This window comes from Mycobacteriales bacterium, assembly GCA_030697205.1.
Classification (GTDB): Bacteria; Actinomycetota; Actinomycetes; order Mycobacteriales; family SCTD01; genus JAUYQP01.
The window spans coordinates 1-14,189 of the sequence record JAUYQP010000059.1 but is presented as its reverse complement, the minus strand read 5'-3'; the positions used below and the strand labels follow the sequence as shown (position 1 = coordinate 14,189).

Annotated in this window: 18 protein-coding genes; 9 read left to right on the top strand and 9 right to left on the bottom strand. The window is 72.2% G+C overall.

Annotated features, from left to right (window positions below):
- Position 1: 1 nt before the first annotated feature.
- Entirely contained in the window at positions 2–793 is a 792-nt protein-coding gene (locus Q8R60_19445; GenBank protein MDP3714647.1) for a crotonase/enoyl-CoA hydratase family protein, read from the bottom strand.
- 99 nt (positions 794–892) lie between these two features.
- On the opposite strand from Q8R60_19445, the gene npdG reads away from it, so the two are divergent.
- Both npdG and Q8R60_19435 read left to right on the top strand, forming a co-directional pair.
- Entirely contained in the window at positions 893–1,543 is a 651-nt protein-coding gene (gene npdG / locus Q8R60_19440; protein ID MDP3714646.1) for an NADPH-dependent F420 reductase, read from the top strand.
- An 8-nt stretch (positions 1,544–1,551) separates the two neighbouring features.
- Positions 1,552–2,646 carry a CaiB/BaiF CoA-transferase family protein gene (locus Q8R60_19435; protein ID MDP3714645.1) on the top strand — a complete coding sequence of 365 codons (1,095 nt, stop codon included), beginning with the start codon at positions 1,552–1,554 and terminating at the stop codon, positions 2,644–2,646.
- A 1-nt stretch (position 2,647) separates the two neighbouring features.
- Here Q8R60_19435 and Q8R60_19430 read toward each other — a convergent pair whose 3' ends face one another.
- Positions 2,648–3,277 carry a LysE family translocator gene (locus Q8R60_19430; protein MDP3714644.1) on the bottom strand — a complete coding sequence of 210 codons (630 nt, stop codon included), beginning with the start codon at positions 3,275–3,277 and terminating at the stop codon, positions 2,648–2,650.
- Positions 3,278–3,511: 234 nt separating this feature from the next.
- Between Q8R60_19430 and Q8R60_19425 the strand changes: the two genes are divergently transcribed.
- Positions 3,512–4,333 (top strand): CHAP domain-containing protein, encoded by an 822-nt coding sequence (locus Q8R60_19425; protein MDP3714643.1) that lies wholly within the window; start codon positions 3,512–3,514, stop codon positions 4,331–4,333.
- 20 nt (positions 4,334–4,353) lie between these two features.
- Positions 4,354–5,433 carry an alcohol dehydrogenase catalytic domain-containing protein gene (locus Q8R60_19420; protein ID MDP3714642.1) on the top strand — a complete coding sequence of 360 codons (1,080 nt, stop codon included), beginning with the start codon at positions 4,354–4,356 and terminating at the stop codon, positions 5,431–5,433.
- A gap of 13 nt (positions 5,434–5,446) precedes the next feature.
- Here Q8R60_19420 and Q8R60_19415 read toward each other — a convergent pair whose 3' ends face one another.
- Positions 5,447–5,971, bottom strand: coding sequence for a hypothetical protein (locus Q8R60_19415; protein MDP3714641.1), 525 nt, complete (start codon positions 5,969–5,971; stop codon positions 5,447–5,449).
- Positions 5,972–6,083: 112 nt separating this feature from the next.
- Here Q8R60_19415 and Q8R60_19410 point away from each other — a divergent pair, with 112 nt between their 5' ends.
- A complete protein-coding gene (locus Q8R60_19410; protein MDP3714640.1) occupies positions 6,084–6,779 on the top strand; it encodes a spermidine synthase in 696 nt (231 codons plus the stop codon).
- 10 nt (positions 6,780–6,789) lie between these two features.
- Here Q8R60_19410 and Q8R60_19405 read toward each other — a convergent pair whose 3' ends face one another.
- The 4 genes from Q8R60_19405 to Q8R60_19390 all read right to left on the bottom strand — a co-directional run bounded on the left by Q8R60_19405 (position 6,790) and on the right by Q8R60_19390 (position 10,052).
- Positions 6,790–8,184 (bottom strand): FAD-binding oxidoreductase, encoded by a 1,395-nt coding sequence (locus Q8R60_19405; GenBank protein ID MDP3714639.1) that lies wholly within the window; start codon positions 8,182–8,184, stop codon positions 6,790–6,792.
- Positions 8,181–9,392 (bottom strand): phosphoglycerate dehydrogenase, encoded by a 1,212-nt coding sequence (gene serA / locus Q8R60_19400; protein ID MDP3714638.1) that lies wholly within the window; start codon positions 9,390–9,392, stop codon positions 8,181–8,183. Before serA ends, Q8R60_19405 begins: the two co-directional genes overlap by 4 nt.
- A 128-nt stretch (positions 9,393–9,520) precedes the next feature.
- Positions 9,521–9,826, bottom strand: coding sequence for a type II toxin-antitoxin system PemK/MazF family toxin (locus Q8R60_19395; GenBank protein ID MDP3714637.1), 306 nt, complete (start codon positions 9,824–9,826; stop codon positions 9,521–9,523).
- Positions 9,816–10,052 carry a hypothetical protein gene (locus Q8R60_19390; protein MDP3714636.1) on the bottom strand — a complete coding sequence of 79 codons (237 nt, stop codon included), beginning with the start codon at positions 10,050–10,052 and terminating at the stop codon, positions 9,816–9,818. The genes Q8R60_19395 and Q8R60_19390 overlap by 11 nt, the downstream gene beginning before the upstream one ends.
- Positions 10,053–10,410: 358 nt before the next feature.
- Here Q8R60_19390 and Q8R60_19385 point away from each other — a divergent pair, with 358 nt between their 5' ends.
- Positions 10,411–10,662, top strand: coding sequence for a type II toxin-antitoxin system Phd/YefM family antitoxin (locus Q8R60_19385; protein ID MDP3714635.1), 252 nt, complete (start codon positions 10,411–10,413; stop codon positions 10,660–10,662).
- A complete protein-coding gene (locus tag Q8R60_19380) occupies positions 10,647–11,054 on the top strand; it encodes a PIN domain-containing protein (protein MDP3714634.1) in 408 nt (135 codons plus the stop codon). Before Q8R60_19385 ends, Q8R60_19380 begins: the two co-directional genes overlap by 16 nt.
- A gap of 197 nt (positions 11,055–11,251) precedes the next feature.
- On the opposite strand, the gene Q8R60_19375 is transcribed toward Q8R60_19380, so the two are convergent.
- A complete protein-coding gene (locus Q8R60_19375; protein ID MDP3714633.1) occupies positions 11,252–11,935 on the bottom strand; it encodes a haloacid dehalogenase-like hydrolase in 684 nt (227 codons plus the stop codon).
- A gap of 187 nt (positions 11,936–12,122) precedes the next feature.
- Here Q8R60_19375 and Q8R60_19370 point away from each other — a divergent pair, with 187 nt between their 5' ends.
- Positions 12,123–12,713, top strand: coding sequence for a hypothetical protein (locus tag Q8R60_19370; protein ID MDP3714632.1), 591 nt, complete (start codon positions 12,123–12,125; stop codon positions 12,711–12,713).
- 42 nt (positions 12,714–12,755) lie between these two features.
- On the opposite strand, the gene Q8R60_19365 is transcribed toward Q8R60_19370, so the two are convergent.
- Positions 12,756–13,487, bottom strand: a complete 732-nt coding sequence (locus tag Q8R60_19365; GenBank protein MDP3714631.1) for an HAD-IA family hydrolase — start codon at positions 13,485–13,487, stop codon at positions 12,756–12,758.
- 196 nt (positions 13,488–13,683) lie between these two features.
- Between Q8R60_19365 and Q8R60_19360 the strand changes: the two genes are divergently transcribed.
- Positions 13,684–14,189 (top strand): transposase (locus tag Q8R60_19360; GenBank protein ID MDP3714630.1); only part of this gene is annotated, 506 nt, incomplete at its 3' end.

The window sequence follows — 14,189 nt, the reverse complement described above, 5'->3', positions numbered from 1 at the left end:
GTCAGCGGGCCTGCCAGACCGGCTCGCGCTTCTCGGCGAAGGCCGTCGGCCCCTCCATCGCGTCGTGGCTGCCGAGCAGGACGAGGAACTCCTCGGAGTTCTGCTGCCACTTGGCGGCCTCGCCCGCGCGCTTGCCGTCGACCGCGCCGTAGGCGATCCGCTTGCTGGCCTGCACCGCGAGCGGCGCGCCCTTGCCGATGAGGTCGGCGAGGGCGAGCGCCGCGTCGAGGGCCTGACCGGGGGCGACCACCTGGTTGACCAGGCCCCAGCGCAGCGCCTCGGCCGCGGGCATCGGCTCGCCGGTGAGGATGAGCTGCATCGCGACCTTCGGCGGCAGCTGCTCGGCCAGTCGGAAGACGCCGCCCGCGCCCGCGATCAGCCCCCGGCGTACCTCCGGGAGCCCGAAGCTCGCGGTCTCGACGGCGACCACCAGGTCGCAGGCGAGGGCCAGCTCGGTGCCGCCGCCGAGGGCGTTGCCGTTGACGGCGGCGATCGTCGGCTTGGACGTGAAGTGGTCGACGAAGCCGGCGAAGGACCAGTGCTCGGTGCCCGGGGCGAGGACGGGCTCGCCGCGCGAGATCGCCTTGAGGTCGGCGCCGGCGGAGAAGGCCTGGTCGCCTGCGCCGGTGAGGACGAGTGCCCTGATCTCCGGGTCGTGCTCGGCCTGCTCGACCGCCGCGCCGACGAGCGCGTGCACGTCGGCGTCGACAGCGTTCCGCGCCGCGGGGCGGTTGATCGTGACGACGAGCGTGCTGCCGCGGCGCTCCGTCAGGACCTTCGTCGGGTCGGACACCTCGTACACGTCATACCTCCAGGAGCGGGTGGGTGGCCCGACGAGTAGACACCAGGGCAGTCGTCGTAGGTTCGGCAGACCTGATCCGAGGAGCCTTCGTTGAGCAGTCCCGTCATCGCCGTCCTGGGCGGCACCGGCCCCCAGGGCCGCGGCCTCGCCCGCCGCTTCGCCGAGGCGGGCCTGTCGGTCGTGCTGGGCAGCCGCAGCGCCGAACGGGCCGCGGCCACCGCCGCCGAGCTCGGCCACGGCGTCACCGGCGCCGACAACGCCGGCGCGGCGACGCAGGGCGACGTGGTCATCGTCGCGGTCCCGTGGGACGGGCACGCCGAGCTGCTGACGGAGCTGCGGGCCGAGCTCGCCGGCAAGGTCGTCGTCGACTGCGTCAACCCGCTCGGGTTCGACAAGCAGGGGGCCTACGCCCTGCCGGTCGCCGAGGGCAGCGCCGCGCAGCAGGCCGAGCAGCTGCTGCCGGACAGTCGTGTCGTCGCGGCTTACCACCACGTCTCCGCGGTGCTGCTCGAGGACCCCGAGGTGACGAGCATCGACACCGACGTCCTCGTGCTCGGCGACGACCGTGAGGCGACCGACCTGGTGCAGGAGCTCACCGGTCGCATCCCGGGGATGCGCGGCATCTACGGCGGGCGGCTGCGCAACGCCCACCAGGTCGAGGCGCTCACCGCCAACCTCATCAGCGTCAACCGCCGCTACAAGGCCCACGCCGGGCTGCGCGTCACGGACGTCACGCTGTGACCAGCCCGCTGGCTGGGCCGCTCGTGGGTCTTCGTGTGGTCGAGCTGGCGGGCCTCGGACCGGCGCCGCACGCCGCGATGGTGCTCGGTGACCTCGGCGCCGACGTCGTGCGGGTCGAGCGGCCGGCCGCCTTCGCCATGGCGCCCGGGCAGGTCGACCCGCAGCTGCGCAGCCGCCGCTCGGTCGCGGCCGACCTGAAGACCCCCGAGGGCCTCGAGCTGGTGCTGCGCCTGGTCGAGAAGGCGGACGTGCTGGTGGAGGGCTTCCGGCCCGGCGTCACGGAGAAGCTGGGGCTCGGGCCGGAGGACTGCTGGGCGCGCAACCCGCGCCTCGTCTACGGCCGGATCACCGGCTGGGGCCAGGACGGCCCGATGGCGGCGCGCGCCGGCCACGACATCAACTACCTCGGGCTCACCGGCAGCCTCGACGCGATCGGTCGCGCCGGCGACCGCCCGGTGCCGCCGCTCAACCTGGTCGCGGACTTCGGCGGCGGCTCGATGCTGCTGCTGGTGGGCGTCCTGGCCGCCCTGCACGAGCGGCAGACCAGCGGCCGCGGCCAGGTCGTCGACGCCGCGATGGTCGACGGCGTCGCGCTGCTGTCCACGATGATGTGGGCGATGCGCGACCAGGGCCTGTGGGGCGACGTGCGCGGCACCAACATCCTCGACGGCGGCGCGCCCTTCTACGACACCTACGCCTGCAAGGACGGCGGTCACGTCGCCGTCGGCCCCATCGAGCCGCAGTTCTACGCCGCGATGCTCGCCGGGCTCGGCCTGTCCGACGCGGGCCTGCCCGACCAGCTCGACGTCGCCGGCTGGCCGGTCCTGCGCGAGGCCCTCACCGCGGCTTTCCTCACCCGCACCCGCGACGAGTGGACCGAGGTCTTCGCCGGCGTCGACGCCTGCGTCACCCCGGTCGTCACCCCTCGCGAGGCCCCGACCGAGCCGCACCTCGCTGCCCGCGGCACCCTCGTCGAGGTGGGGGGCAAGGTCCAGCCCGCCCCGGCGCCGCGTTTCTCGCGGACCCCCGCTGCCGCCCCGGCGGTCCCGAGCGTTCCAGGGTCCGACAACGACGCGGTCCTCGCGGACTGGCTGGGCGCCTGAGCTAGCGGGCCGCGACGGCGAGGCGGGCGCCCAGCGCGACGAAGACGCCACCCGTCACCCGCTCGACCCACTGCTGGACGCGTGGTCGTCGTACGACGCTCTGGGCTCCTCCGACGAGCGCGAGGAAGCCGACCCAGAACACCGCCATCACGACGAGCGCGACGAGGCCGAGCAGCGGCAGCTCCCAGGCACGGGTGCTGCTGACATCGACGAACTGCGGCAGCAGGGTGAGGAAGAACAGCGCGGTCTTGGGGTTGAGCGTCCCCGACAGGACCCCTTGGAGGTACGCCGACTCCGGCAGCACCCGGCCGGTCCGTCGGGGTGGCGGTGCCTCGCCCTCAGGGGTCGCGCGGGTGAGCAGCAGGCGCAGCCCGAGCACCGTGAGGTAGACCGCACCGGCGAGCTTCAGTGCCGTGAAGGCCGTCGCCGAGGTGGCGAGGACGGCGGACACGCCGAGCAGCGCGGCGGTGAGGTGGACCGTCACGCCGGTCATCGAGCCGAGCGCGACCAGCCACCCCTGCCGGCGCCCGGACACCAGGGTCCAGCGCAGGGCGAGAGCGGTGTCCGGGCCGGGGGTCAGGGCGAGCAGGAAGACCGCTCCGGCGAAGGCGGCCAGCGTCGTCGTGTCCACCCCTGCAGGCTACGGAGCCGGGCAAGGCGGCCGGGCTGGAGCGCCCGGAAGGGTGACCAGGACGGCGACCTCCTGCCGACGGGGTGGTCACCCGATCGGGGTAGACGTTGCGGTCATCGCTGGGCACACCGGGGCGAAGTCCCTGGTCAGTTGTGAGGTTGTCAATAGTCCACTGAAGGGATCGCGCCAACGCGTCGAAGTACTAGGCACCCGACCCAAGGAGTGCTCGTGCGGATGCGTCCCGGACTGCTGGTGCTGCTGCCCCTCGCGGTGGCCGTTCCCGCGGTCTCCGTCGTGCTCGGCACCGGTCCTGCCGCTGGCGCGTCCGCCCCGCAGGCGACGTGGACGGCCGTGGCGGCGACGCTCCCTGACGGTGGCCCCGCGGTGTTGCGAGGTGCGGTCGTCGCTGCGTCGCAGCCCGCCCCGACCGCCGTCACGGTCACCTCCCCGGCCACGCCGGTCACCGCTGCCGCGCCCCCGACCCGGGCCAGGGCTGCGGCCCAGCCGGCCTCGCGCACCCGCGCCGTCGTGGTCCGCCGGGCGACCGCTCCTCGTCCGGTCGCCACCGCGTCCGCCCCGACCGCCCCGTCCGCGAAGCCCGCACCCAAGCCCGCCCCTGTCCGGACCGGTCGTGACGACTACCCCTACCGCACCGCGACGACCAACAGCTACGACGACTGGGGCTTCACCAAGCGCCAGTGCGTGAGCTTCGCCGCCTGGCGCCTCGCGCAGGCGGGTCGGGCCCTCGACAACCGCGCCGACGGCTGGGGCAGTGCCTCGTACTGGGACGACGTCGCCCGCCGGCTCGGCAAGGCCGTCACCACGAAGCCGGCCGTCGGCACCGTCGCGCACTGGCAGGCCGGCGAGTCCTCGGCCTACTACGCGCCCGGGTCCACGACGGCCAACGGCCGTTACGCCGCCGGCTCCTACGGCCACGTCGGCTGGGTCACCCACGTCTTCGCCGACGGCTCGGTGCAGGTCGAGGCCTACAACGGCAGCGGTGACCGCAGCTGGTCGACGATGCGCGTGAAGGCCCCCCGCTTCCTGCGGCTGTAGCCGCCGGTAGCGTCGGCCGCGTGCTGGTGCGCGGGCTGGTCTTCGACGGTCCCGGCCGCGCGCCGACCCTCGAGCAGCTCGAGCTCGCCCCACCCGGGCCGGGTGAGGTGCTCGTCCGGTACACCGCGTCGGGGGTGTGTCGCTCCGACCTCCACGTCGTCGACGGCGACTGGGCCCGGCCGACCCCCGTCGTGCTCGGTCACGAAGGTGCCGGCGTCGTCGAGGCGCTCGGCGACGGTGTCCACGACCTCGCCCTCGGCGACAGCGTCGTGCTCAGCTGGCTCGCCCCCTGCGGCACCTGCCGGGCCTGCGTGGCCGACCGGTCGTGGCTGTGCACCGGTAGCGCCGCCGGCACGCACCTGCTGCCGGACGGCACCGCCCGGCTGACCCGCGCCGACGGCAGCGCCGTCCGGCAGTACCTCGGGATCGGGACCATGGCGGAGGCGGCGGTCGTCACGCGCGCTGCCGTCGTACGCGTGCCCTCTGCCGTGCCCGCCGAGGTCGCCGCCCTCATCGGCTGCGGCGTCGCGACCGGCTGGGGCGCGGTCGTGCGGACCGCTGCGGTCCAGCCCGGCGAGCGGGTCGTCGTCGTGGGCTGCGGGGGAGTGGGGCTGGCCGCCGTCATGGCCGCGGCCGATCTCGGCGCCGACGTCGTCGCGGTCGACCTGTCGCCCGCGAAGCTCGAGGCGGCACGGGCAGCCGGGGCCACGACGGCGCTGTCCGACCCCGACTGGCCGCAGCGGCTCGGCGACGTCGACGTCGGGCTCGACTGCATCGGCTCACCGGCCGTCGCCACCGCGCTGCTCGGCGCGGTCGTGCCCGGCGGCCGGGTGCTGCTCGTCGGCATGACGGCCCAGGGCGTGACGGTGCCGGTCGACGGCTACGCCCTGCCCGACCGCGGCGTCAGCCTGATCGGCTGCTGCTACGGCTCGACCGTCGCCGCCCGCGACTTCCCGCGGATCGCCGAGCTCTACCTCGACGGGCGGCTGCCGCTCGACGACCTCGTCGACCGCCGGGTCGGCCTGGCCGAGGTGGGTGACGCGCTCGACCGCATGCGGCGCGGCGAGGGCCTGCGCGCGGTCGTCGACCCGACGCTCTGACGCCTCCGAGGCGTCAGCCCGTGACGACGGCCTCAGGGACGAGGGCATCGGGTACGACGGCAGCGTCCGGCTCAGGCACCGTGTCCGTGACCGGCAGCAGCACCGTGTCCGTCACCGGGGGCGCGACCGGTGGGGTCGCCGCGTCGATGACCGGGTCCGTCACCGGAGGCACAGTGACGGTCACCGGGTCAGTGACCGGGTCCGTCACCGGAGGTGCTGCGGGGGGAGCGGGCACCTCGGCGAGCACGGCGCGGTAGGCCTCGACGGCCTTGGCGAAGCCCTGCCCACGCCGGTCGGTGGCGTCGAGGTCGGGCAGCGTCATGGCGTCGCGGCGGTCCGGGTGGTTGATCCACTGGCGCAGGGTCGCGACGTCGCTGCGGTGCTCGGCACCCCGGCCCTTCGAGGGGGCGTCGGCCGGCCCGGGCGTCGTGGGTGCTGGTGCTGGTGCGGGTGCCGGCGTCGCCGTCGTGTCCGTCGGGGCGGCGGCACGCGGGCGGGGCGCCGGGGTGGCGTGCGGGGTGGGGGCGTCGATGCGCATGGTGTGACCTCCTGTCGCGGAGCCCATCGGCAGGACCGGCCCGGGGCTGAGGCCGCTACGGTCAGGCACCCCCGCCCGAGGAGCTGCACATGATCGCCAGGCACGTCTCGCCGTGAGCCGACGCTTCGAGGAGCTCGACTGGCGCGAGACGCCGATCGGCGAGATCAGCCTGCGCCGCCGCGTCGAGCCGACGCTCGGGGTGGACGTCTTCGAGGTGCTGCTCGGCGAGGAGTACCTCATGTCGAGCCTGTTCACCGTCGCCGAGGTCGCGCTGGCCGACCTCGGCCTCGCTGCCCTCGACCGGGGCGAGCTCGACGTCGTCGTCGGCGGGCTCGGCCTGGGCTGGACCGCGCGGGCGGCGCTCGCCCACGACGAGGTCCGGCGGCTGCGGGTCGTCGAGCACCTCGAGGCCGTCATCGACTGGCACCGCCGTGACCTGCTGCCGCACGCCGCCGAGCTCACCGGCGACCCGCGCGCCGAGCTGGTGCACGGCGACTTCTTCGCCCTCGCCGCTGCCGGTGAGCTGGGACCGGCCGACGTCGTCCTGCTCGACGTCGACCACTCGCCCCGCCACGTCCTGCACCCCAGCCACGCCGGGCTCTACACCGTGCGTGGCCTCGCCGGCCTGCAGGAGCAGCTGCTGCCGGGCGGAATCTTCGCGCTGTGGTCCGACGACCCGCCGGAGGAGGGGTTCACTGCGCTGCTGCGCCAGGTCTTCGCGACCGCCGAGGCGCACGTCGTGCCCTTCGCCAACCCGTTGACCGGCGGCACCTCGGCCAACACCGTCTACGTCGCCTGCCGGGCCTGAGCGCGCACCCTCAGCTGGTGGGCGCTGTGGTCGTCGAGGACCGGGGCGCTGGCGACGGGAGGACGACGCCGGGGTTGAGCCGGTGGTCGGGGTCGAACGCGCGCTTGATCGCCACCATCGCGGCGAGCTCGGTGTCGGACCGCGACAGGCCCAGCCAGTCGACCTTGGCGCGCCCGACGCCGTGCTCGGAGCTGATGCTGCCGGCGAGGTCGGCGACGAGGTGCAGGACGGCGTCGGTGACGGCCCGGCCCGCGTCGCCGGTGTCGAGGACGTTGACGTGCAGGTTGCCCTCGTTGACGTGGCCGAAGACGATCAGGCGCGCGCCGGGAGCGGCTGCCTCGACGGCGGGGCCGAGCCGCTCCACGAGGTCGGCCAGTGCGGGCACCGGCACACTGACGTCGAGCTTGACCGGGATGCCGGCGGCGCTGATCGCCTCGGTGTGCTGCTCGCGGTAGGACCACAGCGCCCGCCGCCCGGGGGCGTCGGCAGCCACCGTCGCGTCGAGCAGACCGGCCACCTCGGCGACGACCTCGACGAGCTCGTCGGTCGGGTCGGTGCGCCCGACCGACTCGACCAGCAGGTAGGCGGGGTGCGCGACGGGGAACGGCGCGGGCAGGCCGGCGTAACCGCGGACCAGGTCGAGACCCGCGGCGTAGAACAGCTCCGCGGCGGCGAGGCCGGGCAGGTGCTCGCGCAGCGCCGGCAGCGCCGCGATGGCCGCGGCGGTGTCGGCGAAGGCGAGCAGGGCAACCGCGCGCTGGGTCAGCTGCGGGACGAGCCGCAGGCGCAGGCGGGTCACGACGCCGAGGGTGCCCTCGCTGCCGCACATCAGCGCGACGAGGTCGTAGCCGGTGTTGTCCTTGGCCAGCCCGGCGAGCCGGGTGAGGACCGAGCCGTCGGCGAGCACGACCTCCGCACCGGCGGTCTGCTCGCGCATGCTGCCGTAGCGGAGCACCCGGACCCCACCGGCGTTGGTCGCGACGAGACCGCCGACGGTGGCGGAGTCGCGCGCGGCGAGGTCGACCCCGAAGTCGAGGCCGGCGGCGCGGGCGTGCGCGGTCAGCGCGGCAAGGGTGACCCCGGCGCCGACGGTGACCTGCGCGGCCGGGACGTCAACCTCGTCGAGCTGGTCGAGCCGGGTGAGGCTGAGCAGCACCTCGCCGCCGGCCGGCACCGAGCCGCCGACCAGGCCGGTGTTGCCGCCCTGTACCTGCACGCGCGCACCGGCCTGGGCGCAGGCGCGCAGGACAGCCGCGACCTCGTCGGTCGTGCGGGGGCGTACGACGGCAAGTGACTCGCCGCTGAACCGCCCCGTCCAGTCGGTCTCATAGCCGCGCCGCAGGTCCGGGTCGGTGAGGACGTGGTCGGCCCCGACCGCGTCGCGCAGGTCGTCGAGCAGCGTCATCGCACGACGTCCAGCCGGACGGTCTCGGGCAGGCAGGCGAGCGCCTCGAGCACATCGGGCGCGTCGAAGGGCGCGACGTCGGTGATCACGTAGCCGAGGCCGCCGCGGGTGCCGAGCACCTGCGCCTCGATGTTGAGACCGTGCTGGGCCAGGACGCCGTTGACGGTCGCGAGGACGCCCGGGGTGTTGAGGTGCAGCAGCAGCAGCCGGTGGGCGCCGGGGACCTTCTGCAGGCTGACCGGCGGGAGGTTGACGCTCAGCGAGGTCGAGCCGTCGAGCCGGTGGTCCCGCAGCTTGCCGGCGACGAAGTTGCCGATGTCCTGCTGCGCCTCCTCGGTCGAGCCGCCGACGTGCGGGGTGAGGATGACGTTGGGCAGCCCGCGCAGCTCGGAGACGAACTCCTCGCCGGGCTGCTTGGGCTCGTGCGGGAAGACGTCGACGGCAGCGCCGGCGAGGTGGCCGCTCTCAATGTGGCGGCGCAGTGCCGCGTGGTCGACGACGAAGCCACGGCTGAGGTTGAGGAAGACGCTGCGCGGCTTCATCCGCGCGAACTGCTCCTCACCGAACAGCCCGCTGTTGCCCGAGCGACCGTCGACGTGCAGAGTCACGACGTCGGACTGCGCGAGCAGCTCCTCGAGCGTGCCGGAGCGGCGGGCGTTGCCGAGCGCGAGCTTGTCTGCGGTGTCGTAGAAGAGCACCGACATGCCGAGGCCCTCGGCGAGCACCGACAGCTGGCTGCCGATGTTGCCGTAGCCGACGATGCCCAGCCGTCGGCCGCGGATCTCGTGACTGCCGACCGCGGACTTGTCCCACACGCCCGCGTGCATGTCGGCGTTCTTGTCGGTCAGCCGCCGGGTCAGCGCGATGATCTCCGACAGCGCGAGCTCCACCACACTGCGAGTGTTGGAGAAGGGCGCGTTGAACACCGCCACGCCGCGCTCGGTCGCCGCCGCGAGGTCGATCTGGTTGGTCCCGATGCAGAAGGCGCCGATGGCCCGCAGCGCGTCGGCGGCCTCGAGGACCCGCGGGGTCACGGTGGTGTTGGAGCGCAGCCCGAGCACCTCGACGCCCCGCACGGCCTCGACCAGCTCGTCCTCGGACAGGGCGCCCGCGCGGCGCTCCACGTCGTACCCCGCATCCCGAAGGGTGAAGGCGGCGTCGTCGTGGATGCTCTCGAGGAGCAGGGCGCGTGGGGCTGTGCTGGTCACCGCCGCAAGGTTACCGAGCAGCAGCCGCGGTCACCTCCCGGACGTGACCCCGAGTCCGGCCCAGTGGTCGTTGAGCGCCCGGTTGGTCCGGATCCGGCTGTTGGCGCGGAAGGGCACGTCGCGCGGCGTTACAGATCGAGGATCAATGCCAGCGCATCGTCGACTCTTTGCATCTCGTCGACGGTGAGGATGCCAGCAAGCTCACTGAGCCGATCGAGGTCCACGGTCATGAGCTGGTCGCACATGACCAGGGTCTGCTGGTTCGCGATGACGACCTGTGGCCGGAAGCTGGTCTGGCGCGCGCTCGTGCTCGTGAAGGCGACGACCCACGTGCTCAGGTTGAGCCACTCCGGCTGGAGGACGACCGCGAACCGGCGACCCTTCTGCTCGTGACCCTTGCCGCGTGCGGGGAGCCGATGGACCTCACCTCGCACGCAGCGCCGCCATGTCGCGCTGGATCTCCCGGATCTCGGCCCGGTCGACCGGGTCGTCCTTGATGGCCTGTGCCTCTGCGGCAGCGACCTGTCGGCGTTCGTCCCGACGCATCGCAGCGAGGGCGTCCAGGATGACCTGGTCGGCGCTTTGCCGGCGAGCGGCTCCGAGCTGGAGGAGGAGGTCACGTGTGCTGGTCTGGACCTTCACGGTGGTCGTAGCACTCATGACCGAAGTCTACTCTGGGTAGACCATCCTGGTAAGAGATCCACCGCAGGACGCACTCTGCCCACAGGTGCCCCACGATCTTGGTTGTGGGGCCGTTCACGCCGCGCGGATCAGGTCCTGCACAGGCCCTGACCTGGTGTTTCGTGGGGTGAGTGACGGGGCTCGAACCCGCGACAACCGGGATCACAATCTGGCTGTGCACCCTCGTGGAGGTGCATGACTCTTGTATTTTCGCAGGTCAGAGCCTGTTTGGCTAGGCTGAGAGAAGTCGCTGTGGGGCAGGCGTGGGGCAGGTTCTGCCCCACGTTTGCCCCATGATCTTGGTCCGCGAAGCCATCGAATCTGATAATCTGATTCCATGCGAACTGTTACGGCAACCGAAGCGAGCCGATCCTTCGCCGCGCTGCTCGACGAGGTCGAGGCGGGGGAGACCGTGGTCGTCACCCGCGGCGGTCGCCGCGTCGCTTCGATCGGGCCTGCCACTGCCGGCAACGGGGGCGAGGTCGTAGCCCTGCTCCGGAAGGGCCCGCCCGACAAGCAGTTCGCTGCGGACGTGGCAGCGGCTCGGGATGCAGTGACTCTGGACGGACCGGCGTGGCCCGCAGGCTGATCCTCGACACCGGAGTCCTCGTCGCATCAGAGCGCGGCGCCCCAGCGGTGATGGCCGAGGCCATCGACCGTGACGACGACGTCGTCATCGCCGCTGTCACTCTGGCCGAGCTACGCACCGGCATCGAGCTGGCTGGCCCGCGTCATCGAGCCGCCCGAACTGACTTCCTCGTCAAGATCTTGGAGACGATGCCGGTGGAGACGTACGACATCGCGGTGGCCGAGGCACACGGCCGCTTGCTCGCCCACGTTCACCGTAGCGGCACCAAGCGCGGAGCCCACGACCTGATCATCGCGGCGACCGCGGTTGCGACCCGCCGCATCGTGCTCACCACCGATCGCAGCGCCCGCTTCCATGATCTGCCAGGCGTCGACTGCCTGGTCGTCGGCTAGTCCATCACCGACCGTCGCGCGATCCCGGCCTTCCTGTGTGGGTAGGTCGGCGGGTAGGTGCGGGTACTCCGCGCGCGGCCGTCGCACGCTGCTACTGCCGGTCCGTTCTGCGTGTGCGGCTCGGATCCGGTCACGTTGGCCTCAACGAACAGAGCGGCGCTTCTGGACGGTCTGACATCCCTTCACGGACGTAGCCGCTAGCGCTGTATCAGTAGATCGACGACGGCTTTCGTGTCACTCAGGTCGTCGATGACCCTGTCGGCGCCAGCGGCTTCGAGTGCGATCCGTTCGGCGTGGCCGGTGGCCACGAGTAGGCATCGCACGCCGCCGGCCTGGGCGCAAGCGGCGTCGAAGGGCGTGTCACCCACTACCCAAACCCGGTCGAGGTCGACCGGGCCGTAACGGGTCGCCGTGCGCTCGAGCGCGATCTGAACCAAGTTGTTGCGGTCGGCGTCATCTGAGCCGAAGGCACCGACCTCCAAGTCGATCCATCGGTCGAGCGCGAACGTGTCCAGCTTGAGCACGGCGTTGGCCCGGGTATTGCCAGTGAGCACGGTGTTCACGACGTCGGGATGGTCGTGCAAGCAGGCGAGGACCGATTCCACGCCGGGCAGCACGACTCCTCGTTCGCGCATCTCGCCTTGCCCCGCCACCAGCCCCCGCTCGAGCTCGGCCACCAGTGCCGGCACGTGCGACTCGTCGTGGTCGATCGAGAGGGCGGCCAGAATCTCGCGGGCGATCTGCGGGTCGGTCTTACCGCCGTACGGGACGCCGTGGTCGCCGGCGGGCACACCGAACATGGCCTCAACGGCGGCGGCGAACACCGTTCCCGCGATTTGTCCCGCCCGTACCAACGTCCCGTCGATGTCCCATAGCACCACTGTTCGCACGCCTCACCCTCCCACCCGACCGGCTCAACCCTCGCGGCGTGGGCCGATGGACATCGCCGACTATCAGAGCAGCACCACGCGCCGATGGGCAGGACAGACGTCCGCATCGGCGCTTACGGCTGGACGGGCCGCCAGCCGCGACGTTCGACGAGGCATAGCTCGGCCGTACCCTCGTTGCATGAACATGGGCCGGGCTGCCGTGCTGGAGCAGTTCCGCTGGGTAGAGGGTCATGCCGACGTGTGGCGCGTGTTTGCCGACGCCGACGCGCTGCGGGACGTCGTAGAGGGACTCGCCGCACCTTGGCGTGACGTCGGGGTCTCCCGAGTCGTCGGGATCGAGTCCCGCGGCTTCCTGCTGGGAGGCGCCACCGCAGTGGCGCTCGGCGTCGGCTTCATCGGCATCCGCAAGGCGGGCACGGGCCTGCTACCCGGCGCCAAGGTTCGGGCGACGGCCGCCGAGGACTACCGAAATCAGCGCCATGACCTACGGATGCAGTCGATCCTCCACTCAGGAGATCGCGTCCTCATGGTGGACGACTGGGCGGAGCGTGGCAGCCAGGCGTCGGCGGCTCGGGATTTGGTGAAGATGTGTGACGCGGAGTGGCTGGGTCTCTCGCTTGTTGTCGACCAGCTCCTGCCGGAGACGCGACTCGCGCTGGGTCGCGTGACTGCTCTGGTGCACGCCCATGAGCTCGGGTCCAGTAGCGGCGAGGCGCCGCATCGTGCGTTTCCTGAGGCTGCGCATGCGAGGGTCGGTCGGCGTCCGTAGCGGCGCTGCTGGACGCGCGCGAGCAGCACCTCCGTAGCTTCGCTACTGCGCGGCTTCCGCAGGCTCACCAAGGAGGTCGAGCAGATCGATGACCTCATCGACGGTGTCGCCAGGTACGAACGCGTCAGGGTTGTCGCGGTACAGGGCGTGACGGGGATGCGCGGCATTGGTAACGAGGACGGGTCGCATTCCGGCCGCCAGTGCCCCGGTGAGTTCGCCGCTGCCGCCGTCGCCGACGAACCAGCAGTCCTGCGGGTGGAGGCCGAGGAGTCGCGCCGCCTTCGCGAAGCCGCGCGGGTCGGGTTTCCGGTAGCCCTCGGCCCAGGAGAAGACGGTCGCGTCGAAGTGCTCTGCGAACGGCGTCGACGGCCACAGCTCGCACAGCTCGCCGCTGCAGTCGCTGAGCAGCGCAAGCCGGAACCCCCGCGCCCTCAGCTCCCGAACCATGTCGATCGCTCCGGGACGCGCCGTGTGGAGCCGGCGTGCGCCCTCATGGTGCGCCTGGATGGCCCTGTCGAGCTGTTGTTCTGTGGGTTCGGCGCCGCAGCGCCCCGCGATCGCCTGGAGCGTCGTCCTGGTGCCACCGAACACACCCGTCGCCCGCTCGGTGAACGAGGCAGTGACCTTCGTCCAGAACTCGTCCGGCGGGACGCCTAGCGCGACCGCGGTCGCGTCGTAGACGGCCCGCCGGTACTCCTCCTCGTCCGGGTCCGTCAGCGTCCCGAAGAAGTCGAACACGACGCCGCGAAAACTCGGCATGGTGGCGGCGGTCATACGGTGGCGCCGCTCGGCACTCCGTCGTGACGCCGCTGTGTTCCTGAGGCGCACGTGGTCACGGTGTGCACGCTAACCCGGCTGTTTCACGGGAAGTGAGGCGACACGGGGCCTGAAAGCGCGAAAGTGCCCGTTCTGCTTGAGAAACTTGGACTTCTTCAGGGAACAAGTCACCAAGCAGAGGAGCACTTCGCAGGTGAAGCGTATCGGGGGCTTTCGCAGGGTCAAGATCAGCGCCGATGGTCGGGGTGTCGTGTCGCACGCCGGGGTCGGGTTGTTGCGTGAGATGGCCGAGCAGACCGGGCTGGTCGACGCGGTCAGCGCGGCGCTGCTCGATACCTACAAGGGCCAGCCGGTGCACCCGCCGGGGCGGGTGTTCACCGATCTGGCGGTCGCGATCGCCGATGGCGCGGACGCGATCAGTGGCATCGCGGTGCTGGGCGACCGGACCGAGCTGTTCGGGCAGGTCGCGTCGATGCCGACGACCTGGCGGGTGCTGGACCGGATCGACGCGGTGCACCTGAGCGCGGTCCGGGACGCTCGGGCGCGGGCCCGCGCGGTGTGTCAAGTACCGGGTTTGATGGAGGGTCTGAACTCACGCGAAGCGGGTTGCTTCGGTGAGGCTGGACTTGCGGTGCAGGGTCTCGTACTCGACCGGTGGGAGCAGCCCAATCTCGCCGTGAAGGCGTCGATGGTTGAACC